Source organism: Nonomuraea sp. NEAU-A123, assembly GCF_018603905.1.
Taxonomy (GTDB): domain Bacteria; phylum Actinomycetota; class Actinomycetes; order Streptosporangiales; family Streptosporangiaceae; genus Nonomuraea.
On the sequence record NZ_JAHFZZ010000003.1, the window covers coordinates 90,460 to 112,093 of the forward strand.

Below are 21,634 nucleotides of genomic sequence, written 5' to 3' on the forward strand. Positions count from 1 at the left end.
ATGGTGACGAGCGCAGACCCCGTACGGGGCTGCGCTCGTCACCGTTGGTTAAAGGGCCACCTGGTGCGGTTCCCCCGCGACCAGTTCGATCTCCTCCCGGTAACCGGAAGCGCGGTGGATCAAGGTGACCCGCTGGTCCACCGGCGACCGCAGCACCGACTGGGCCTCGGCGGCCCGCCCGGACAGGATCAGCTCGCGGATCTCCCCCAGCCGGTCGGCGATCGCGGGCGGGCGCAGGTCGCGGGTGCCGTTGGGCAGGACGAAACGGTGATGGTCGAACACCACGCGCTGGGCGTGCGGCTCGCCGTAAACCATGATCCCGTACTCGCCGTTACCGGACAGGAACGCGTCCTCCCATGTCAGACCGGGCTCGGTGTCGTAAATGCGGTGCTCGGGCATCGGGCCTCCGACGTGCGGTAAGCGCTTTCCGAACCAGCCTATTTGCGCAACGGCATCAACGGCCGACCGCTCGACGTCCACCTCCGCCTCAGGGGTGCGGGCCACGGAAAGCGCGGGCGGGGACCTTGCCGCCGTACAACTGGGTGACCGTCACGAAGTGAAAACCGCGCTTGGACAGCCGCTTCAGCACCCGCGGGATCGCCTGCACGGTGGTCGGCCGGATGTCATGAAAGAGAATGATCGATCCGGGCCGCGCCGGGCGGACCGCGGCACGGGTCACATGCATGCTGTTGCGGTAGAGCCAGTCGAGCGTGTCCACGTCCCACAGCACCAGCGGGTGCGGCGACTGCCTGCGCACCATGCGGTCGAACGCGCCGTACGGCGGGCGGACCAGTGTGGGCGTGACCCCGGCCGCCTTCTGGATCGCCCTGTCGGTCCTGGTCAGGTCCGCTCGCACCCCGGCGGGGGACAGCCGGGTCAGGTCGCGGTGCGACCAGCTGTGGTTCCCGATCTCGTGCCCGGCCTGCACGGCTCTGCGCACCACGCCGGGACGCATGACCACGTTCTGCCCGACGACGAAGAACGTGGCGTGCGCCCGGTACGCGGCGAGATACTTCAGCAGCCTGTCCGTGTACGGACTCGGGCCGTCGTCGAAGGTGAGCGCCACGCACTTGACCCGGCGGCAGTCGACCGAGCCGTCCGCCGTATAGCCGGGCAGCGCCAGCCGCCCATCCGGCGTCATGACCTGGGCCTGAGCCCGCCGGCCGAAGTCCGACAGCAGCGGCTCCACCTCGGCGCGCGGCAACACGGCGTGCGCCTGGCCGACGGCCCCCGCCGCCACCTCGCCTTCGTCGAAGGTCACGACCAGGTCGCCGCTCTTGGTGAAGGCCAGGTCGTCGAGCCCCCGGGCGTCCGTGAGCCGCGCCTGCCCGTCGATGTCCGCCAGCGCCTTCCCGACCAGCGCCTCGAACCTGCTCATGGACGGCGGGTTGATGAGCGACAGCGCGGGCACCACCTGCCCCTTGGCCCCGTCGTACCAGCGGGACGTGGTCGACTTTCCGTCGCCCGCGCCACCGAGCTGATAGACGGTGAACCGGACCCCGATCACGTCGCCCGAGGCGGCCAGGAAGCCGAACCCGATGTTCAGCTCGGGCGCCTTCACCTCCGACTCGCCGCACCCGCTCGCGCGCGCCCACTCCAGGAACCCGGCCCGCCGCTCCTCGATGAGGCGGCGAAACTCCTCCGTCAGCGGCTGCGCGCCCGGCACCTGCGGGTACGTGGTCGACCAGGCGCACGACTGCTCTTTGCCGCTGTCGCGAACCACCCGCAACCCGTTGATCCACGTCGGCGCGACCGTCGCGACCGGATCATCCGACCGGACGGACGCCTGCCATACCTTGGTCTCCTGTCCGGTCCCCCCGCATGATGTCGATGTCAACGTGACCACCGCCATCGCAGCCATCAACCGCCTCATGAGCACGACCCCCCGTCGTTTCCACCCCTGACCCGTTCGACTCCTGCTTCCACCTACTTGTTCTCTGTTCGTGGAGCGCGGCGTCCTGGATGGCCTACTTCGACGGTAACCCGGCTGGTCAGCTACGTTTGCCCACCATGAGTGACAATCGCATCCCGCCCCCCTTCGTCGGCGACGAACGCACCATGCTCGACAACTGGCTCGACTGGCATCGTGAGACCCTGGCCGTCAAGTGCGCCGGTCTGTCTGAGGAACAGTTGCGTCTGCGCTCCGCGTCGCCATCGGGCATGTCGCTGCTCGGCCTGGTCCGCCACATGGCCCACGTGGAGCGGGCGTGGTTCCGGGGAGTGCTGAACGGCGAGGTCGGCCCGAAGCTGTGGGGCAAGGACACCAACCAGGACGCCGACTTCGAGGACGTCGACACCGCCTCGGCCGACGAGGCGTTCAAGACCTGGCGGGCCGAGATCGAGCACGCCCGCGAGGTGTCGGCCGGGGTGCCGCTGGACGCCGTCGGCAAGCAGCAGCGCCACGGGCAGGACTGCTCCCACCGATGGATCCTCGTCCACATGATCGAGGAGTACGCCCGCCACAACGGCCACGCCGACCTGCTGCGCGAGCGCATCGACGGCGTGACCGGCGAATAACGATCATTTCCGATAGATCGTCTGGTCGAACTCCGCCCGGCAACCCTCGCCCGCCAGGTCCTGCACCCACAGGCCGACGAAGGCGCCGGTGAAGCCGAACGCGCGGATCTGCCCGTCCACGAACTCGTCGGCGTGCTCGTCGGACAGGATCGTGGCGTCCAGCTCCGCCGGGACGGCCTGCCAGCCGTGGCCCACGTCGTACGAGAAACGCAGGACGGGCCCGTCGAACTCGGCCCGCAGCCCCATGCCGGAGACGGCCTCGGCGGTGCCGCACACGGTCCGCTTGCCCCTGTCGCTGCTGGTGAGCACGAGCCCATCGGTGGTCAGGGCGAGATAGTGCCAGTTGCGGGTGTTGTAGTAGGCGGTGATCCCGGCGGACTGGTGGACGCTGCCGGGCTCGAAGCGGACGACCGTCTCCAGCGAGGACGTCCGGCTGGTGACCCGCCGGGCGACCAGGCTCGGGGAGCGCAGGCCGTACGGTGACTGGCCGCCCTCGATCGTCAGCCGGTCCCCTTCCACGCGCAGCCAGTCGGGCGAGGCGGGCCGGCGCAGCGTGCTCCAGTCTGCGGCGAACGGCTCGTGCGGGCGGGAGCACGGGTGCGGCGGCAGGTCGGGGGCGGGCACCTCGACGGCGGGCACGCCGCCCGCCACCCTGGGCCAGCCGTCCGTCCACTCCACGCGCTGGATCGCGGTCTCCCTGCCCAGCACGCAGGGCCCGCGCCGGGTGTAGGGCCGGGCCACCAGGTGCGCGACGTACCACTCGCCGCCCTGCGTCTCGACCAGGCACCCGTGCCCGGCCTTCTGCAGCTCCAGCGTGGGGTCGTGGCGGGCCGTCAGCATCGGGCCGGCCGGATCCTCCTCGTACGGCCCGGCGAGCTCGCGCGACCTGAGGACCGTGACGCCGTGCTCGTAGCCGGTGCCGCCCTCGGCCACCATCAGGTAGTACCAGCCGTCGATCCGGTACAGGTGCGGCCCCTCGGTCACGTGGCGGTTCGCCAGGATCGTCCGCGGTTCCCCGCCGGCCAGCGGCTGGAGCTCGATGCCGGCGAAGCCGTGGCCCGGGCGGGAGTCGAAGACCATGTTCAGCAGCCAGGAAGCGCCGTCGTCGTCGTGGAAGAGCGCGGCGTCGAACCCGCGCCCCGGCAGCCTGACCGGGTCCGACCACGGGCCGTCGATCGAGGGCGCGGTGACGAGGAAGTTCGCGATGTCCTTGTAGCCGTGGGCGTAGTTGTCCATCACCCCGTACACCAGGTGGAACAGCCCGTCGTGATAGGTCAGGTCGGGCGCCCAGACACCGCCGGAGTCGGGCACCCCGGACAGGTCGAGCAGCCGCCGCTCGGTGAGCAGGCCGCCGATGGGCCGCCAGTGAACCAGATCGCGCGAGTGGTGGACGCGCACACCGGGATACCACTCGAAGGTCGAGGTGGCCAGGTAGTAGTCGTCGCCGACGCGCAGGATCGACGGGTCGGGGTGGAAGCCGGGCAGGACGGGATTGAGGATCACGGGGCCTCCCATAGAAACCGGTCGCCGTGAACTTACGGCTGCATGCTGCATACGTTACATAGAAGGCATATGACCTGCACTGTTGAACTTAGGAGGAAGTGCTTCTACCGTAGACATCGGTTTCTATTCAAGGAGGGCTGGGCGATGATCGCCGTAGACTGCGGGCGTTCCGCGAGACGCCGCGCTCGGCCACACTGCTCCGCCTGAAGACCATGGAAGGCCAGCCTTGTCGCGAAGAGTGACTCCCGAGGACGGCGAGCGCGCCACCATCCGCGACGTCGCCGCCCGGGCGGGTGTGTCGGCGTCCACGGTCTCCCGGGTGATCGCCGGCGACTACCCGGTCGCCCAGTCCACCCGCGTGCGGGTGCTGCGCGCGATGCGCGAGCTCGACTACGTGCTCAACGTGCACGCCAGGGCGCTGTCCGGGGCGAGCACGAAGATGGTGGCGTTCGTGCTCGACGACGTCACCGGGCCCTCCTTCGCCTACGTCGCCAAGGGCGTGGAGCAGCAGGCCACCGCCGAGGGACGGCTGTGCATGGTCTGCACCACGCACGGCGACCCCTCGCGCGAGCTGGCCGTCGTGGAGGCCATGCGCGAGCAGCGGGCCGACGCGGTCATCCTGGTCGGCGGCGGCTCGCTGGACGACACCTACCGCGAGCGCATGACGCACTTCGCGCACGCCCTGGACAAGGCGGGCTCCCGGCTGGTCCTGTGCGGGCGGCCGTCGCTGGGCGACGACGTGCCCACCACCGTCGTCGAGTACGACAACGAGGGCGGCGCCTACGCCATGACCAGCCACCTGCTGTCACAGGGCCACCGGCGCATCGTCTACCTCGGCGCGGTCGGCCCGGAGGACGCCAGCACCACCAAGGTCGGCAGGGACCGGGGGTTCACCCGCGCGCACGAGGCGTACGGCGTGCCCTACGACCCCGACCTGGTCGTCCCCGCCACCTTCGACCGCGCGGCGGGCTACGAGGGGACCAAGCGGCTGCTGGCCAGGGGGGCCGGCTTCACGGCGGTCTTCGCGGCGACCGACATGGTGGCCGTGGGCGTGTTCGCCGCGCTGCGCGAGGCGGGGCTGCGCATTCCCGACGACGTGTCGGTGGCCGGCTACGACGACATCCCGTTCGCCGCCGATCTGGCGCCCGGTCTCACGACGGTGCACATCCCCACCGAGGAGCTGGGCCGCACCGCCGTACGGCTGGCGCTCAACCGGCACGAGCCGCAGCACGTGGTGCTCGGCACGCACATCGTGGTCCGGGGTTCGGTCAAGCCGCCGCTTCGGCAGTAGGGGACTATTTACCTACAATCTAGGTAGGATATGGTGGGTTTCCCCGACCACCATGAAGGATGTCCCATGCGTTCCGCCGCCCTCACCTTGCTCGCCGTCTCGGGGCTCCTCACGGCCTGCGGCGGCGGTCCCGCCGTCCAGGCGCAGGCCGGAGGGGCACCCGTCTACGGGGGCACGCTCACCTACCTGGAGCATCAGCCGACGACCTGCCTCTACCTGCCCGCCGCCGGGTTCTATCCGAACGGCGGCGTGCTGAACCAGCTCACCGACAAGCTGACCTGGCAGGACCCCAAGACGTTGAAGATCGAGCCGTGGATCGCCACCAAGTGGGAGGTGAACAAGGACGCCACCGAGTACACCTTCCACCTGCGCGACGGCGTGACGTTCAGCGACGGCAGCCCGCTCGACGCGTCGGCCGTGGCCGCCGACTTCGACGTGTACGGCAAGGGGAACACCGAGCTCAAGCTGCCCCCGGCCGAGTTCGTCAACAACTACGACCGCAGCGAGGTCCTCGACCCCCTGACGGTGCGCTTCCACTTCAAGAAGCCGTCACCCGGCTTCCTCCAGGGCACCTCGGTCATCGGCGCCGGGCTGGTGTCGAAGAAGACGATCTCGCTGCCGTACGAGCAGCAGTGCCAGCTCAAGAACGTCATCGGGTCCGGCCCGTTCACCGTGGCGAGCCAGGTCGTGGACAAGGAGATCGACCTGGCCGCCCGCAAGGACTACAACTGGGCGCCGGCGTCCTCGAAGCACCAGGGCCGCGCGTACCTCGACCAGATCAAGATCATCGTGACGCCCGAGGACAACGTGCGGGTGGGCGCGCTCACCTCCGGCCAGGCGGACTACGTCCGCTACGTCCAGGCTTATGACGAAAAAACCGTCAAGGACGCTAATTTCAAGATTTATGCGGAGCCGACCAGAGGCGTGAACAACGGCCTCTACCTGCGGCCCGGCAACAGCATCCTCAGCGACCTCGACGTCCGCAAGGCGCTCCAGGCCGGCACGGACGCCAAGGAGGTGGTCGACACCCTGTTCACCCCGAGCTACCCGGTCGCCACCTCGGTCCTCAGCCACCTCGCCCAGGGGTACGTCGACCTGTCCAAGGAGCTCACCTACGACCCCGCCAAGGCCAACGCGCTGCTCGACAAGGCCGGCTGGGTACGCGGCGCCGACGGCATCCGCGCCAAGGACGGCAAGCAGCTCCAGCTCGGCGTGTTCGTCTCGGGCCCGCAGCCGCTGTCCAAGCAGACCCTCGAACTCGTCGCCCAGCAGTGGACCAAGATCGGCGTGAAGCTGGAGATCCGCCCCGCCGACGCCGGCACCCAGGCCGTCGACATCAAGGACGCGGAGAAGACCGCCATCGCCCACTCGATGGTCGGCCGCGCCGACGAGGACGTAATCAAGAGCCACTTCCACAGCCAGAACCGCGACGTCATCCTGTCCAAGGACGCCAAGCTCGACCGGCTCCTGGAGGAGGAGTCGGCCCTGGCGGACAAGGCCGCGCGGGACGCCAAGGTCGGCGAGATCCAGCGCTACGTGGTGGAGCAGGGTTACGCGATCCCGCTGTTCGAGGAGCCGCAGGTCTACGGCGCCGCCCCCTACGTGCAGGGTGTCGCCTTCGAGGCGGTGGCCAGGCCCTCGTTCTACTCGGTCTGGCTGTCGAAGCGGTGACCCGATACGTCCTGCGGCGCGTCGGGCAGGCGGCGCTGGTGCTGTGGGCCGCCTTCACGGCCGGCTACGTGCTCCTCTGGCTGCTGCCCGGCGACTCGATCCTGATCAAGTTCCAGAACCCGGAGCTCGGGCTGTCGCCGCAACAGATCTCCGAGATCCGCGCGTACTACGGCGGCGGCGACCCGCCGCTCGTCGGCTACCTCCACACGCTGCTCGGCTTCCTGCGCGGCGGCTTCGGCTACTCGATCGACACCGGCACGCCAGTGGTCGAGCGGCTGGCCGAGGCGCTGCCGGAGACGGCGAAGCTGGCCACGGCGGGCTTCGCGCTGGCCGTGCTGATCGCCGTGGTGATCGCCTTCGCCGCCGGCTACAGCCGGACGTCCTGGCTGCGCGGGGCGCTGCTGGCCGTGCCGTCGCTGTTCATCTCGGTGCCCGCCTTCTGGCTGGGGATCCTGCTGATCCAGGTGTTCTCGTTCCGGCTCGGGCTGGTGCCGGTGATCGGCGGCAGCCCGGCGCAGCAGCTCATCCTGCCGGTGCTGACGCTGGCCGTACCGATCTCGGCGCCGATCGCCCAGGTGCTGGCGCGCGGCATCGACCAGGTCTACACGCAGCCGTTCGTGCCCGTCGTGGCCGCCAAGGGCGCGTCGCGCCGGTGGATCCTGTGGCGGCACGTGGCACGCAACGCGGTGCTACCCGCGCTGACCGTCGCCGGGATGACGTTCGGCGAGCTCATCGCCGGATCGGTCGTCACCGAGACGGTCTTCGGCCGCAACGGCGTCGGACGGCTGACCGAGCAGGCGGTCAACGCGCAGGACACGCCGGTCATGCTGGCCGTCGTGGTGCTCGCGAGCACTGTGTTCGTCCTCGTCAACCTGGCCGTGGACCTGCTGTTCCCGGTGCTCGACCCCCGGCTGAAGGCGGCGGCGTGAAGATCCTTTCCTGGTTGACGGTCGCCGTCGTCGTGCTCTGGGCCGTCGTGCCCGGCCTGTTCACCGGTTACGACCCGCTGGCCGGGGTGCCGGCCGAGAAGCTGCGCCCGCCGAGCCCTGAGCACCTGTTCGGCACCGATGCCGTGGGCCGCGACCTGTTCGCCCGCGTGGTGCACGGCTCCGTGCACTCCCTGTCGGGAGCGTTCGTCGCCGTCGCCGTGGGCCTGCTCGCGGGCACGCTGCTCGGCCTGCTGGCCGGGTCGGCCGGTGGGCTGCTCGACGACGCCGTCATGCGGGTGGCCGACGTGCTGCTGTCCGTGCCCGGCCTGCTTCTGGCGCTGACGGTGATCATTCTGCTCGGGCCCGGCACGGTCCACGTGGCGATCGCGGTGGGCATCGGGTCCGTCGCCGCGTTCGCCCGGCTGTCGCGCTCGGAGGTCGTACGGGTGCGCCGGTCCGACTACGTGGAGGCCGCGTTCGGCAGTGGCGGCCGGTTCCCGGCCGTGCTCTGGCGGCACGTCCTGCCCAACTCGCTCGGCCCGGTCATCGCGCTCGCCGCGCTGCAGTTCGGGGTGGCGATCCTGGCCATCTCGACGCTCGGCTTCCTCGGCTACGGCGCCGAGCCGCCCACGCCCGAGTGGGGACTGCTCATCTCGGAGGGCCGCAACTACCTGGCGACCTCCTGGTGGCTGACGACTCTGCCCGGCGTGGTGGTCGTGGCCGTGGTGCTGGCCGCGAGCCGGATCAGCCGGTCGATCGGAAGGGACGGGACATGAGCCTGCTGGAGGTACGCGACCTCGCGGTCTCCTACGACGCCAGGCGGGCGGTCGAGGGGATCTCCCTCACGGTCGAGCCCGGCGAGATGGTCGCGGTCGTCGGCGAGTCCGGCTCCGGCAAGACCACCACCGCCCACGCGATCATCGGCCTGCTGCCCCCGAACGCCACCCTCGACGGCGGCCAGATCCTGCTCGGCGGCACCGACCTGGCCACCTGGTCCGACCGGCGGATGGAATCGATCAGGGGCGCCCAGATCGGCCTGATCCCGCAGGACCCGTCCAACTCCCTCAACCCGGTCAAGACCGTCGGCGCCCAGATCGGCGAGGTCCTGCGCATCCACAAACGCGGCGACCGCCGGACGATCTCCCGCCGCGTCGTGGACCTGCTCACCCGCGTCGGCCTGCCGGACCCGGAGACGCGCGCCCGCCAGTACCCGCACGAGCTGTCCGGCGGGATGCGCCAGCGGGTCCTCATCGCCATCGCGATCGCCCTGGAACCTCGGCTCATCATCGCCGACGAGCCGACGAGCGCCCTGGACGTCACCGTGCAGCGGCGCATCCTGGACCTCATCGACGACCTGCGCGCCGAGTTCGGCACGGCGGTGCTCCTGGTCACCCACGACCTGGGCATCGCCGCGAACCGCTCCGACCGCCTGGTCGTCATGAAGGACGGCCGGATCGAGGAGCAGGGCCCCTCATCCCAGGTGCTGTCGGCTCCGCAGGCCGCCTACACCGGGCAGTTGCTGCGCGACGCGCCCGCCCTGTCGGTGCGCGAGTTCCGGGCAGTGGACGAGGCGGTGGACGAGACCGTCACGCAAGAGCCCGCGATCGTGGTCCGCGACCTGGTCAAGGAGTTCCGCGTCGGGAGACGTCCGTTCCGCGCGGTCGACGGGGTGTCCTTCGACGTACGGCCCGGCACCACGCACGCCCTCGTGGGCGAGTCCGGATCGGGCAAGACGACCACGGCCCGTATGGTCGTCCGCTTCGCCGAGCCCACCTCCGGCACCGTGACGATCGCCGGGGCGGGGACGGGGCGCGACTTCCGGCGGCACGTGCAGCTCGTCTACCAGAACCCCTACGGCTCGCTCGACCCCCGGCAGTCCGTCGCCGCGATCGTGGCCGAGCCGCTGCGTAACTTCCGGCTCGGGGACCGCGCCGCCCGCCGTACCAGGGTGCGTGATCTGATGGAACGTGTGGCGCTCCCCGAGAGCCTGCTCGAACGCGGGCCACGCGAGCTGTCCGGCGGCCAGCGGCAGCGCGTGGCCATCGCCCGCGCCCTGGCCGTCGACCCGGCGGTCGTGGTGCTCGACGAGGCGGTCTCCGCGCTCGACGTGACCGTCCAGGCGCAGATCCTGGACCTGCTCGAAGAGCTCCAGCGCGACCTCGGCCTGACCTATCTGTTCATCTCGCACGACCTCGCGGTGGTGCGCCAGATCTCGCACACCGTTTCTGTCATGAACAAGGGACGCATAGTGGAATTCGGAACCACACAACGGGTCTTCACCGACCCGCGGCACGACTACACCCGCGAACTCCTGGCCGCGATCCCGGAGCCGGTGCTATGAGGCTGGGATTCTTCAGCCGGCTGCTCGACGAGGTGCCCGCGGGCGAGCGCTACCGGCTGGCCGCCGAGCAGATCGGGCACGCGGAGGCCTTCGGGTTCGACACGGCGTGGGTGGCGCAGCACCACTTCGACGGCGCCGAGGGCGGGCTGCCCGCGCCGCTGGTCTTCCTGGCCCACGTCGCGGCGCGCACCAGCCGGATCCGGCTCGGCACCGGCATCATCACGCTGCCGCTCGAACACCCGGTGCGGGTGGCCGAGGACACCGCCGTACTCGACCTGCTGACCGGCGGCCGGCTCGAAGTGGGCGTCGGCAGCGGCGGCACGCCGTCGTCGTTCACCGCGTTCGGGAAGGAGAGCGCGCAGCGCGCGGCCATCTACGCCGAGCATCTCGCGGTGCTCGTCGACGCCTGGTCGGGGCGCGATCTCGGCGGCGGCAACCGGCTCTATCCGGCGGCGCCGCGGCTGCTCGACGCCGTCTGGGAGGCCACGTTCTCGGTGAGCGGCGGCGCCAGGGCGGGCCGGGCGGGCAACGGGCTGATGCTGTCGCGCACCCAGCCACGCCCCGAGGAGCATCCCGAGGCGACGCTGGCGGAGATCCAGCGGCCCATCGTGGACGCCTATTACGCGAACCTGCCCGCGGACGCCACGCCCCGGATCGTGGCGTCGCGGACCGCGTTCGTGGCCGACAGCCGGGCCGAGGCGCTGCGTTACGCCGAACGCGGGCTGAGCCGCGCCCGGCTCCCCTTCGAGACCTCCCGCGACCGCATCACGGCCTTCGACGTGCACGTGGGCACCCCGCAGGACGTCATCGACAGCCTCAAGGCCGATCCCACGCTCGACCGGGTCACCGACCTGGTCCTGCAGGTGCACTCGGTCGACCCGCCGCACCCACTGATCCTCCGCTCCATCGAGCTGCTGGCCACCGAGGTCGCGCCCGCGCTCGGCTGGGCACCGGCTCCCTCCACCGAAATGAGCACCACATGATCGACGTGATCGACCACCTGGCCGGGATCGAGCCGGACTCGCCGCTCGATCACCTGCGTGACCAGCGGCCGGACGCCCGCGAGCACGCCCAGCGCGGCTTCGACGCGCTGCTCACCCCTGACGTGCCGGGCGAGGTCTCGCTGGTCGAGCGGGACGCGGTGGCGGCCTTCGTGACCGGTCTGCACCGGGATCCCCGAACCGCCCGCTTCTACGCCGACCGGCTCTCCGAGCTGGCGCCCGATCTGCTCGACGTGGTCCGGCGGGAGATCGCGGCCGGGAGCACAACCGGCCCCTACGGCGCCTATCCCGCCGACGGGCCGCTCGCCGTCGAGAGCGACGACGGGCTGCGCTACCGGGCTCAGGATCCCGCGGCGCTCGGGGGCCGGCTCACCGCCGCCTTCGAGCACGCGCACCTGCTCGTGTTCCGCCCGCGCGAGGCGGACCCCAAGGACCTGCGGGCGCTCGCGGACGCGGGCTGGAGTGATACGGCCATCGTGACGCTCTCGCAGCTCGTCGCCTTCCTCAGCTTCCAGATCCGGGTGGTCGCGGGCCTGCGGCTGCTCGGCGCCACCCAGAAGGGCACCTCATGACCGGCTTCACCACGGACCAACTGGACTGGACGCCGTGGCTGGCGCCGCTGACCGAACCCGAGCTGACCGACGCGCACCGGGAGGCCCTGGTCGACGCGGCCCGCGCCGCCTCGCCGTACTTCAGGCTGCTGGCCCGCGACCCGGAGATCCTGCACGCGCGGACCAAGACCGACAAGGACATCTTCTACAACACCAAGGGCGGGCTGCCGCGCCCGGAGCGCGAGCTGGCCGCGACCGCCACCTCGCGCCGCAACGGGTGCGTCTACTGCGCCTCCGTACACGCGCGGTTCGCGGCGCACTACTCCAAACGGCCCGACGACGTGCAGCGGCTGCTCGACGAGGGAGTAGGAGCACCGCAGGACGGGCGGTGGCAGGCGGTCATCGACGCCTCGGTGGCGCTCGCGGCCACGCCGGTCGAGTTCGGCGCCGAGCACATCGAGGCGCTGCGTGCCGCCGGGCTGGACGACCTGGCGATCAGCGACACGATTCACGCGGCGGCCTTCTTCAACTGGGCCAACCGGCTCATGCTCTCGCTAGGAGAGCCCACCGCCGACCGGTAGGCATACTAGTGATCGATCCGAGGGCCCACCGCCGACGGAAGGCAGACCCGTGACCGATCCCCGCCTCGACCACCTCGTTTACGCCGTGCCCGACCTCCTGCGCGGCGTCGCCGACTTCGCCGAGCGCACCGGGGTGGCCCCGGCGGTCGGGGGCCGCCACCCCGGCGGCACCGCCAACTACCTGGTCGGCTTCGACGAGACCTCCTACCTGGAGATCATCGGCCCCGATCCGGAAGCCGCGGCCGGCCTCCAGCGCCCCATCTTCGACCTGGAGACCCTCTCCGAGCCGCGGCTCATCACCTGGGCCGTGCGCTCCGCCGACCTCGACAAGTCCGTACGGCAGGCCCGCGAGCGCGGCTACGACCCCGGCGACGTCGAGCCGCTGTCCCGGCGCACCCCCGACGGCACCCTGCTGGAGTGGCGGCTCACCAGGCGAGAGGATCCCGAGCCGGTCCAGCCGGTGCCGTTCCTCATCGACTGGGGCGGCACCGCCCGTCCCGCGGGGCTGCCCCGGCTGGGCCTGGCCGCCTTCAGCGCAGTCCACCCGGAGCCCGCCGCGCTCCGGCGCGACCTGGCCGCGCTGGGCGTCGAGCTGGACGTCACCGAAGGCCCGGAGATCGCGTTGCGGGCAGTGCTCGACACCCCGCTCGGCCCCGTGACCCTGGCCTAGCCGCGCATTCCGTTGGCCTGATCGCGGGCTAGCCGCAAGAATGGCTCGATGGCTGACACTACGGAGACCGACTGGGTCTCCAGGTTCGCGGATGAGGTGATCTCCGAGGCGGAGCGTCGCGCCCCGGGCAAACCGATCGTCTGCGCCTCGGGATTGAGCCCGTCCGGGCCGATCCATCTGGGCAATCTGCGGGAGGTCATGACCCCTCACCTCGTCGCCGACGAGATCCGCCGCCGCGGCCACGACTGCGTCCACCTGCTGTCGTGGGACGACTATGACCGCTTCCGCCGGGTGCCCGCGGGCATCGACCCGTCGTGGGCCGACCACATCGGCAAGCCCCTGACCTCGGTGCCCGCCCCTCCGGGCAGCCCGCACTCGAGCTGGGCCGAGCACTTCAAGGCGCCGATGACCGAGGCGCTGGCCGAGCTCGGCGTCACCTTCACCGGCATCAGCCAGACCGAGCAGTACACCGCCGGCACCTACCGCGAGCAGATCCTGCTCGCCATGCGCGAACGGGAGCGGATCAACGCGGTCCTGGCCCGCTACCGCACCAAGGACACCAAGGAGGAGGTGGCCGACTACTACCCCTACAAGCCCTATTGCGAGCTGTGCGAGCGGGATCTCACCACGGTCACCGCCTATGACGACGACAGCACCGAGCTGGCCTACACGTGCGAGTGCGGGTTCGGCGAGACCGTGCGCCTGGCCGAGCACGACCGCGGCAAGCTGGTGTGGAAGGTCGACTGGCCGATGCGCTGGGCGCATGAGGGCGTGGTGTTCGAGCCCTCGGGCGTCGACCATCACTCCCCCGGCTCGGCCTGGATCGTCGGCGGGCAGATCGTGGGCGAGGTGTTCGGCGGCGAGCGGCCGATCGGCCCGATGTACGCCTTCGTCGGCATCACCGGCATGGCCAAGATGAGCAGCTCCAAGGGTGATGTGCCGACTCCGGCCGACGCCCTGGAGATCATGGAGGCGCCGGTGCTGCGCTGGCTGTACGCGCGGCGCAAGCCGTCGCAGTCCTTCAAGATCGCCTTCGACCAGGAGATCCAGCGGCTCTACGACGAATGGGACAGCCTCGGCCGCAAGGTCGCCACCGAGACCGCCCAGCCCGCCGAGCTGGCCGCCTACGAGCGGGCCGTGCGCACGTCCGAGGGGCCGCTGGCCGCCACGCCGCGGCCGGTCCCCTACCGGACCCTCGCCTCCATCGTCGACATCACCACGGGCGACGACGACCAGACGCTACGCATCCTGCGCGACCTCGACGCCGAGCTCACCTCCCTCGACGAAGCCCGCCCCCGGCTCGACCGCGCACAACGCTGGATCGACACCCAGGTCCCCGCCGACCAGCGCACCCGCGTACGCGAGTCACCGGACACCGACCTGCTCGCCTCACTGGACGAGGCCGAACGCGACTCACTCCGCCTGCTGGTCGACGGCCTCGACGAACACTGGTCACTCGACGGCCTGACCACACTGGTGTACGGCGTGCCAAAGGTCCGGGCCGGACTGGACCCCGACGCCAAGGCAACACCCGAACTGAAGGCGGCCCAACGCGCCTTCTTCGCCCTCCTCTACCGCCTCCTGGTAGGCCAGGACACGGGACCACGGCTGCCCACGCTGCTCCTGGCCGTAGGCGCCGACCGGGTGAGGAAACTCGTGGGCGTGTAAGACCCCCGCGAGTGGCCAACTCGGAGGACGGCCGGGGTCAAGAGTGCGCACGTCACGGCGCCCGGCCCGGTAAACCTCAGGAGCGTGCCCCTGGACAGAGGCCAGCCCCGCCCAGAAGGGTGGGGCTGGCCCATGCTGGCCGTAAAAGAAGAAAAAAGTCACTTGCGTCCGGTGCGCGGGGGGCTGGGACGTTCGGAAGAAAGCACCTCAACAGAGGTCTTGCGGATGTGGTCGTAGACGAGGGACGTGCGGACGTCGGCGATGTTGCGGTGGCGTGAGATGTGGTCGAGCACGAAGTCGCGTAGGTGCCCCGTGTCGCGCACGGCCACCTGGATGATGAAGTCGTCGCCGCCCGACACCACGAAGATCGCCAGCGTCTCCGGCAGCGCGGCCACGTAGTCGCGGAACCCCTCGACCGCCTCGCGGATCTTGGGATGCAGCCGAACGTGGATGAGCGCCTGCACCGGGCGGCCGATCGCGGCCAGGTTGATCTCGGCGTGGAAGCCTTCGATCACGCCGTGGCCGCGCAGTGACCGCACCCGTTCGAGGCAGGTCGAGGGCGCGATGCCGATCCGCTCGGCGAGCTCGCGGTTGGTCTGGCGGCCGTCGCGCTGCAACTCGACGACGATGGCCGTATCAAGTTCGTCCACAGCCACATGTTGCCACGAATCTCCGAATTTCCTGCGGAATCAGGGCCGTTGAGTTGTTACTTCAGCGGGAAAAATGGCACCTTTCCTTCGTAAGTTCGGAGGAGAAAGGACCTCGGATGACCATGCTGGCCGGCTGGATCGACAGCCTCGACCATCGCAGTGACCTGCCCACCCGGGAGCTCCCGGTGAAATGGGTGATGGTGATGGACCGCGACCTGCCCCGCGGCCTCCAGGCCAACGCCGCCGCCTGCCTGGCCGCGTCCGTAGGCCGTACGGTGCCCGCCATCCTCGGCTCGGGCGGCACCGACGCCTCCGGGCACCACCATGCCGGGCTGCCGTGGATCGGCTGCACGGTGCTGTCCGCGCCCGCCGCGATCGTCAGCCGGGTGCGGGCCGAGGCCGCCACCGAACCCGACCTGGTCGTCACCGACATGGCGGCCATCGCCCAGCGGACCAACGTCTACGACGAGTACTTGGCCGAACTCGCTCGGACGGAGGAGCCGCCCTACTACGCCGTCAGCCTCCTCGGCCCGCGCGCGGTGGTGGAGCGCCTCACCGGACGGCTCCCTTTGCTGCGCTGAATGTCCGGACATATATATATATCCGAGGGCGATGCAAGGGCCTGTCAAGCGGCTTGCATGCGGTAAAGCGCACCTTCAGGGCATGAACAAGCCCTTCGCCGTGAGCGTCAGTGTCGTCGTTCCTGCGATGAACGAGGCCGGCAATCTCCCCCACGTCTTCGCGACGCTGCCTACCTGGATCGACGAAGTAGTCCTCGTCGACGGCAACTCGATCGACAACACTGTCGCCGTGGCCCGGCAACTCCGCCCCGACCTGCGCGTCGTCGCGCAGACGGGACGTGGAAAGGGCAACGCCCTCATCGAGGGCTTCACGGCGGCACGCGGCGACGTCATCGTCATGATCGACGCCGATGGGTCGACCGACGGCGGAGAGATCTTCTCCTTCGTCAGCGCGCTGGTGCAAGGCGCCGACTTCGCCAAGGGCTCCAGGTACGCCCCCGGCGGCGGCTCCGACGACATCAGCCTGCTCCGGTCGCTCGGCAACAAGGTCCTCACGGGTCTGACGAACCTGTTGTACGGCACCCGCTACACCGACCTTTGCTACGGCTACAACGCGTTCTGGGCCCACCACCTCGACGCGCTGGCACTGGACTGCGACGGCTTCGAGATCGAGACGCTGATGAACGTACGAGCCGCCCAGGCCGGACTCCGCATCCGCGAGGTACCCAGCCACGAGCACTCCCGCATCCATGGCGAGAGCAACCTGCACGCCGTACGCGACGGCTGGCGCGTACTGAAGACGATCTTCCGCGAGCGCACCCGGGGGGCCATGGCCGCACAGGCCCAGGTGGCGCTCGCCGAGTGAACGGTGACATTCTCGGATCATGCGTTACATAGTCATCGGAGCAGGGGCTGTCGGCGGCACCATCGGAGCACGGTTGTACCAGGGCGGGCACGAAGTCGTGCTGGTCGCGCGCGGCGCCCACTACGAGGCGCTGAAGAACGGCGGCCTGCGCTTCTTCACCCCCGACTCCACCGAGACCCTGGACGTGCCCGTGGCCGACGGCCCCGTCCCGACGCGTGACGACGACGTGCTGATCGTGGCCACCAAGTCGCAGGACACGATCAGCGCGCTCGACCCGTGGCCCAGGCACCTGCCGGTGGTGTGCGCCCAGAACGGCGTCGACAACGAGCGGATGGTCCTGCGGAGGTTCGAGCGCGTTTACGGCATGTGCGTGTGGCTGCCCGCGACACACATCGAGCCCGGAACAGTGGCCGCCCACGGCCACCCGTACTCCGGCATGCTGCATGTCGGACGTTATCCACAGGGTGTGGATGAAGTCTCCCGGCAGCTCGTCACCGACCTCAACAAGAGCAGGCTGGCCGGGCTCGACGCGCCCGACGTCATGCGCTGGAAGTACGGCAAGCTGCTCGGCAACCTGGGCAACGCGGTCGACGCGCTCTGCGGGCGCGGCCCCGGCCACGAGCCGCTGCACGAGCAGGTCAGGGCCGAGGGCACGGCCGTCCTGGAGGAGGCGGGCATCCCCTATGCCACTCCGAGCGAGCAGGCGGAGGTCCGCGGCAACAAGGTGGAGCACCGGCCGATCGACGGCTTCGAACGCGGCGGCGGATCCTCCTGGCAGAGCCTGGCCAGGTCCACCGGCTCGATCGAGGCCGACTACCTCAACGGCGAAATCGTGCTGGTCGGCCGCGAGCACGGGATCCCGACCCCGGCCAACGAGGTGCTCCAGCGCGAGGCCAACCGCTTCGCCCGCGAGAAACTGCCGCCCCGGTCGATGTCGGTCGCCGAACTGACCGCGCTCATCGACGAGCGTTCCGCAGCCGGATCCCACTGAACTTCATCGTGCTGGCCGTCACCTCGTTCCAGAACGGCCAGAGGTTGTCCAGCACGCGCAACTGGATCCCGGCCTCCTCATGCAGGTCCAGGAGATCCGGCACCGGCTCCGCGGGGCCGAGCGGCCGCACCGCCACCTCGGCCACGAGCGCGTGGCCGTCGTCGCCGATGACGCGGAAGGGGCCGGCGGGCAGCCGGTAGGCGTACAGGCTGACGTCCATGAGCGCCTTGAGCCAGCCGTACTCGATGGCGTGCACCCGATCGCCGCTGCCCGCGCCGATGATCCGGTCGGCGTCGGCCGCGGTGGTGGCGGCTCCTTTCCAGGCCATCGCCCGCGGGCAGGCCCTCGGGAACCAGTAGTCGGGACAGCGGTCGTAACCGACCGCCCAGACGTACGGCTCACGCATCGCGGAGGTCGGCGCCACGTGCGGCACGAAAAGCTCGATCGTCGGGTCCTCGGAGAAGTGCAGCACCTGGCCGGGCTCGGGTCTCATGAACGCCATCATGGCCGGAAACCCCTATGAGACTGGGGATGCGCGGCATACTCCGTCCGCGTCTGGGCAGTGGGGACTCGCTCTGACAACAGGGAGTGAGCTGAAATGATCTTGCTGGGTCTAGTCCTGGTCCTGCTCGCTGGTGGCGCCATCGCCCTGGTCGCCTCGGAAGAGACCGCCAGGTACATTCTGTTCGGCTATACGTTCGAATTCAATTCCTTCGGCATGTTCATCGCCGGTGCCGTGACCGCGGCGGTTCTGCTGCTGGGCATCGCGATGATCAGCTCCGGCTCTCGCCGGTCGGCCACCCGCCGCCGTCAGGCGCGCGTAGCGCGGACCGAGGCCTCCAGCCGGGTGGCCCGGCTGGAGGAAGAGAAGCGCGAGCTGCAGCGGAAGCTGGAGCGCGAGCACGAGACTCAGCCCGTGCCCCGGCCCGTGCCTCGGCCCGAGCCCGAGCCCGAGCCGACCGACCGCCTCGTGGCCGGCGGCGCCGAGGACAGCAGACGGCGGTAGCAGCGGGCGGTGACGGCGCCTCTGAGCGCGGCCGGCACGAGGGTGCCAGGGACCCTCGCGCCGGCCGACGCCAGAAATCCTCATAAAAGGGGGTGTACTCTGCGAGGCGATCTCATCATGCCTCCGGAGGTCGCATGCCCCCCAAGCGTGGCCGTCCCATCGCCATCAAGCTCCTCATCCTGCTGATCGTCCCGCTCACGTCGCTGGTCGGCCTGTGGGCGTTCGCGGCCACCCTGACCGGCGGCGACGGCCTGCGCCTGCTGGAGATCAACGAACTGGTGACGAACCTGGCCGACCCGTCCGAGCAGGTCAACGTCGAGCTCCAGAGCGAGCGGCTGGCCTCCGTCGAGTTCCTGGTGACCAAGCGCGGCGCCGATCAGCTCGCCAGGCAACGCACCCGGACCAACGAGGCCGTCGCCGACTTCCGCAAGCGGGCCGGCGCGCAGGACGTCTCGTCCGGGATGGCCAACCAGCTCAGAGCCCTGTACGACCGGCTCGACCAGCTACCCGAGATCCGGCGCCAGGTCGACGGCTCGAACCCCGCCCCGCTCGACGTGATCGACGGCTACAGCCAGATCGCCGACGCCTCCTTCCGCATGTACGACGCCATGATCCTCATGCCCGACATGACGCTCTACCGGCAGGCGCGGGCGGTCACCATGCTCGGCGAGGCCAAGGACCTGCTGTCCAGAGAGCGGGCGCTCATCATCGTGCTCCTGGGCAGGGGCAAGGTGACCCCTCTTGAGCGCCGGGAGTTCACCGGCATGGTCGCCACCAGGCGGCTCCTCTACGCTCAAGCGCTGTCCCACCTCGACTCCGGGCTGCGCGGGCCGTACGAGCAGTTGATCTCCTCGCCCGCCTACCGCGAGTTCCTCGAGGCGGAGGACGCCATCACCGGCCAGGCCACCACGAACGGCCTGCCCGCCGCGGCGGCCACCTGGCCCATCGACGCGAGCAACGTGTGGACGGTCGTCGAGCGCGACCAGCTGCAGGTCGTACGGGGGATCACGCAGCGCGTCACACCCACGGCCGTCAACGTGCTGATCAAGATCGGCGTGGCGGGCGGCGTCGGCCTGATCGCCGTCCTCGCCTCCATCCTGCTCTCACTCCGCTTCCGCGGCCGCCTGGTGCGCGAGCTCGCCGGACTCCGCGACGCCGCCACCGAGCTGGCGGAGGTACGGCTGGTGGCGCTGGTCAAGCGGCTGCGCACGGACGTCGGCCCGCCGACGCCCGACGAGCTGCCCACGCTGGAGGTGAAGGCGGAGACCAGCGAGGTGCGCGACATCGTGCAGGCGTTCAACAACGTGCAGTCCACGGCCGTGGCGACCGCGCTGAGCCAGGCCAGGCTGCGGCACGGCGTCAGCCAGGTCTTCGTCAACCTGGCCAGGCGCAACCAGACCCTGCTGCACCGTCAGCTCCTGCAGCTCGACAGCATGGAACGCGGCGCCGAGGAGCCTGAGACGCTCGAAGACCTGTTCAAGCTCGACCACCTCACGACCCGCATGCGCCGGCACGCCGAAAGCCTCATCATCCTGTCCGACCAGGCGCCGGGGCGAGGCTGGCGCAACCCTGTGCCGATCCACGACGTGCTGCGCGCGGCGGTGGCCGAGGTCGAGGAGTACCCGCGGGTCGAGGTGTTGCAGCCGCCGCCCGTCTCACTGGTCGGCGCGGCGGTCACCGACGTCGCTCACCTGATGGCCGAGCTGATCGAGAACGCGACCCTCTTCTCGCCGCCGCAGACCCGGGTGGACCTGCGGACGACGATCACCCCGCACGGGGTGAACGTCGAGATCGAGGACCGCGGTCTCGGCCTGACCAGGGAGGAACTCGACGAGCTCAACACGCGGCTGGCCGAGATGCCGGAGTTCGACCTGGCGCAGAGCGATCGGCTGGGGTTGTTCGTGGTGGCCAGGCTGGCGGCCAGGAACAGGATCAAGGTCGCGCTCGGTGCCTCGCCGTACGGGGGGCTGACCGCGATCGTCAGCCTCCCCGCCGATCTGCTGGCCGAGTTGCCCGTCCCCGCCTGACCGGCCGTCACGACGGACCACAGGCTCGCGGGGCGGGCTTCCGGCGGGGGCGGCTCAGGGCTTCAGGAGCCGAAGTGGCTCAGAGCTCCAGGAGCCGAGGTGCCTCAGAGCTCCAGGAACGGGTCGCCGAAGTGCGCGGTGGCGAGCACCGCGCGCTCGGTCCGCAGCCCGCCGAGCACCTCGGCACGCGTGGCGGCCGCCTTCGCCGGGTCGTCGTCGTAGAGGTAACGAATGCTCGGATCGGCGAGCTGCGCCGGATGCAGCACCAGGTCGCCGGTCATCGCCAGCTCGCCCAGCCGGACGATCTGGTGGCCAGGGGTGTGCCCCGCCGCCAGATGGACGCGCACGCCCGGCGCGACCTCGGCCTCGCCGTCGACGACCTGCAGCTGCCCCTTGAGCGGGGTGAGGATCTGATCGAGCATCGCGCCCCGGGCCGCGTCGACCTCGGCCTGCTGCAGAACGTACCTGGCGTTCTCGAACAGCGGCCGGCCGTCGGCGACCGCGCCACTGGCGTGGTCGCTGTGCAGGTGGGTGAGGATCACGGTGCCGATCTCGGCCGGATCCACTCCGGCGGCGGCCAGCTCACCGGGCAGGGTCCCCGGCACCGGCGCCCAGCTCGACGCCGGTGAGTCCGCGCCACCGATGCCGGTGTCGACGAGCGTGACCCGGCCCGCCAGGTCACGCAGCAGATAGCAGTGAAAGTGCAGGATCCACGGCCCGTCCGCGAGCCCTCCCCCCGGGAACATCTCGGTGAGCGGGCGGCGGATCGTCGGTCCCATGGGACCCACGGCGTCGCAGAGAGGCGTCACCTCGACGCCGGAGATCGTACGCGGCTTGTGCGGCATCCGCCC

The 21,634-nt window shown here is 70.4% G+C and carries 22 protein-coding genes; 16 read left to right on the plus strand and 6 right to left on the minus strand.

The features are described 5' to 3' along the window. Positions 1–48 precede the first annotated feature (48 nt). On the minus strand, positions 49–399 hold the full coding sequence (locus tag KLK06_RS08595) for a glycoside hydrolase N-terminal domain-containing protein (RefSeq protein ID WP_214634822.1): 351 nt from the start codon (positions 397–399) through the stop codon (positions 49–51). 88 nt (positions 400–487) lie between these two features. Continuing rightward, positions 488–1,837 carry a polysaccharide deacetylase family protein gene (locus KLK06_RS59670; RefSeq protein ID WP_250905142.1) on the minus strand — a complete coding sequence of 450 codons (1,350 nt, stop codon included), beginning with the start codon at positions 1,835–1,837 and terminating at the stop codon, positions 488–490. A gap of 173 nt (positions 1,838–2,010) precedes the next feature. Between KLK06_RS59670 and KLK06_RS08605 the strand changes: the two genes are divergently transcribed. After that, positions 2,011–2,517, plus strand: coding sequence for a DinB family protein (locus tag KLK06_RS08605; protein WP_214634823.1), 507 nt, complete (start codon positions 2,011–2,013; stop codon positions 2,515–2,517). 3 nt (positions 2,518–2,520) lie between these two features. Here the strand turns inward: KLK06_RS08605 and KLK06_RS08610 are convergent, their stop codons facing one another. After that, a complete protein-coding gene (locus KLK06_RS08610) occupies positions 2,521–4,020 on the minus strand; it encodes a glycoside hydrolase family 43 protein (protein WP_308168164.1) in 1,500 nt (499 codons plus the stop codon). A 226-nt stretch (positions 4,021–4,246) separates the two neighbouring features. Between KLK06_RS08610 and KLK06_RS08615 the strand changes: the two genes are divergently transcribed. The 10 genes from KLK06_RS08615 to lysS all read left to right on the plus strand — a co-directional run bounded on the left by KLK06_RS08615 (position 4,247) and on the right by lysS (position 14,723). After that, positions 4,247–5,311: a LacI family DNA-binding transcriptional regulator gene (locus KLK06_RS08615; protein WP_214634825.1), complete on the plus strand. Its 1,065-nt coding sequence runs from the start codon at positions 4,247–4,249 to the stop codon at positions 5,309–5,311. Positions 5,312–5,377: 66 nt separating this feature from the next. Beyond that, positions 5,378–6,982, plus strand: a complete 1,605-nt coding sequence (locus tag KLK06_RS08620) for a TIGR04028 family ABC transporter substrate-binding protein (protein ID WP_214634826.1) — start codon at positions 5,378–5,380, stop codon at positions 6,980–6,982. Continuing rightward, entirely contained in the window at positions 6,979–7,911 is a 933-nt protein-coding gene (locus KLK06_RS08625) for an ABC transporter permease (protein ID WP_214634827.1), read from the plus strand. The genes KLK06_RS08620 and KLK06_RS08625 overlap by 4 nt, the downstream gene beginning before the upstream one ends. Then, complete coding sequence (locus KLK06_RS08630; protein ID WP_214634828.1) at positions 7,908–8,687, plus strand: ABC transporter permease; 780 nt, start codon at positions 7,908–7,910, stop codon at positions 8,685–8,687. Before KLK06_RS08625 ends, KLK06_RS08630 begins: the two co-directional genes overlap by 4 nt. After that, entirely contained in the window at positions 8,684–10,252 is a 1,569-nt protein-coding gene (locus KLK06_RS08635) for an ABC transporter ATP-binding protein (protein ID WP_214634829.1), read from the plus strand. The genes KLK06_RS08630 and KLK06_RS08635 overlap by 4 nt, the downstream gene beginning before the upstream one ends. Then, positions 10,249–11,235 (plus strand): putative FMN-dependent luciferase-like monooxygenase, encoded by a 987-nt coding sequence (locus KLK06_RS08640; RefSeq protein WP_214634830.1) that lies wholly within the window; start codon positions 10,249–10,251, stop codon positions 11,233–11,235. Before KLK06_RS08635 ends, KLK06_RS08640 begins: the two co-directional genes overlap by 4 nt. Further along, a complete protein-coding gene (locus KLK06_RS59675; protein ID WP_250905143.1) occupies positions 11,232–11,825 on the plus strand; it encodes a CMD domain protein in 594 nt (197 codons plus the stop codon). Before KLK06_RS08640 ends, KLK06_RS59675 begins: the two co-directional genes overlap by 4 nt. Then, on the plus strand, positions 11,822–12,385 hold the full coding sequence (locus tag KLK06_RS59680; RefSeq protein WP_250905144.1) for an alkylhydroperoxidase domain protein: 564 nt from the start codon (positions 11,822–11,824) through the stop codon (positions 12,383–12,385). The genes KLK06_RS59675 and KLK06_RS59680 overlap by 4 nt, the downstream gene beginning before the upstream one ends. A 49-nt stretch (positions 12,386–12,434) precedes the next feature. Next, positions 12,435–13,055, plus strand: a complete 621-nt coding sequence (locus KLK06_RS08650; RefSeq protein WP_214634831.1) for a VOC family protein — start codon at positions 12,435–12,437, stop codon at positions 13,053–13,055. Between the two features lie 48 nt (positions 13,056–13,103). Further along, positions 13,104–14,723: a lysine--tRNA ligase gene (gene lysS / locus KLK06_RS08655; RefSeq protein WP_214634832.1), complete on the plus strand. Its 1,620-nt coding sequence runs from the start codon at positions 13,104–13,106 to the stop codon at positions 14,721–14,723. 158 nt (positions 14,724–14,881) lie between these two features. On the opposite strand, the gene KLK06_RS08660 is transcribed toward lysS, so the two are convergent. Continuing rightward, positions 14,882–15,373: an Lrp/AsnC family transcriptional regulator gene (locus tag KLK06_RS08660; RefSeq protein ID WP_308168165.1), complete on the minus strand. Its 492-nt coding sequence runs from the start codon at positions 15,371–15,373 to the stop codon at positions 14,882–14,884. A 116-nt stretch (positions 15,374–15,489) separates the two neighbouring features. On the opposite strand from KLK06_RS08660, the gene KLK06_RS08665 reads away from it, so the two are divergent. The 3 genes from KLK06_RS08665 (at position 15,490) to KLK06_RS08675 (ending at position 17,750) form a co-directional block, all read left to right on the plus strand. Next, positions 15,490–15,954 carry a DUF2000 domain-containing protein gene (locus KLK06_RS08665; RefSeq protein ID WP_214634834.1) on the plus strand — a complete coding sequence of 155 codons (465 nt, stop codon included), beginning with the start codon at positions 15,490–15,492 and terminating at the stop codon, positions 15,952–15,954. An 82-nt stretch (positions 15,955–16,036) separates the two neighbouring features. Then, on the plus strand, positions 16,037–16,759 hold the full coding sequence (locus KLK06_RS08670) for a glycosyltransferase family 2 protein (RefSeq protein ID WP_214634835.1): 723 nt from the start codon (positions 16,037–16,039) through the stop codon (positions 16,757–16,759). 19 nt (positions 16,760–16,778) lie between these two features. Beyond that, positions 16,779–17,750, plus strand: a complete 972-nt coding sequence (locus tag KLK06_RS08675) for a ketopantoate reductase family protein (RefSeq protein ID WP_214634836.1) — start codon at positions 16,779–16,781, stop codon at positions 17,748–17,750. Here the strand turns inward: KLK06_RS08675 and KLK06_RS08680 are convergent. Further along, a complete protein-coding gene (locus KLK06_RS08680; RefSeq protein ID WP_250905145.1) occupies positions 17,716–18,243 on the minus strand; it encodes a DUF6886 family protein in 528 nt (175 codons plus the stop codon). The two genes, KLK06_RS08675 and KLK06_RS08680, sit on opposite strands and share 35 nt — an antisense overlap. 105 nt (positions 18,244–18,348) lie before the next feature. On the opposite strand from KLK06_RS08680, the gene KLK06_RS08685 reads away from it, so the two are divergent. Next, a complete protein-coding gene (locus tag KLK06_RS08685; protein WP_214634837.1) occupies positions 18,349–18,756 on the plus strand; it encodes a hypothetical protein in 408 nt (135 codons plus the stop codon). Between the two features lie 134 nt (positions 18,757–18,890). Further along, positions 18,891–20,783, plus strand: coding sequence for a nitrate- and nitrite sensing domain-containing protein (locus tag KLK06_RS08690; RefSeq protein WP_214634838.1), 1,893 nt, complete (start codon positions 18,891–18,893; stop codon positions 20,781–20,783). A 104-nt stretch (positions 20,784–20,887) separates the two neighbouring features. On the opposite strand, the gene KLK06_RS08695 is transcribed toward KLK06_RS08690, so the two are convergent. Beyond that, the gene (locus tag KLK06_RS08695) at positions 20,888–21,628 is read right to left on the minus strand and encodes an MBL fold metallo-hydrolase (protein ID WP_250905146.1); all 741 of its coding nucleotides are present in this window, start codon (positions 21,626–21,628) and stop codon (positions 20,888–20,890) included. Between the last annotated feature and the right edge of the window lie 6 nt (positions 21,629–21,634).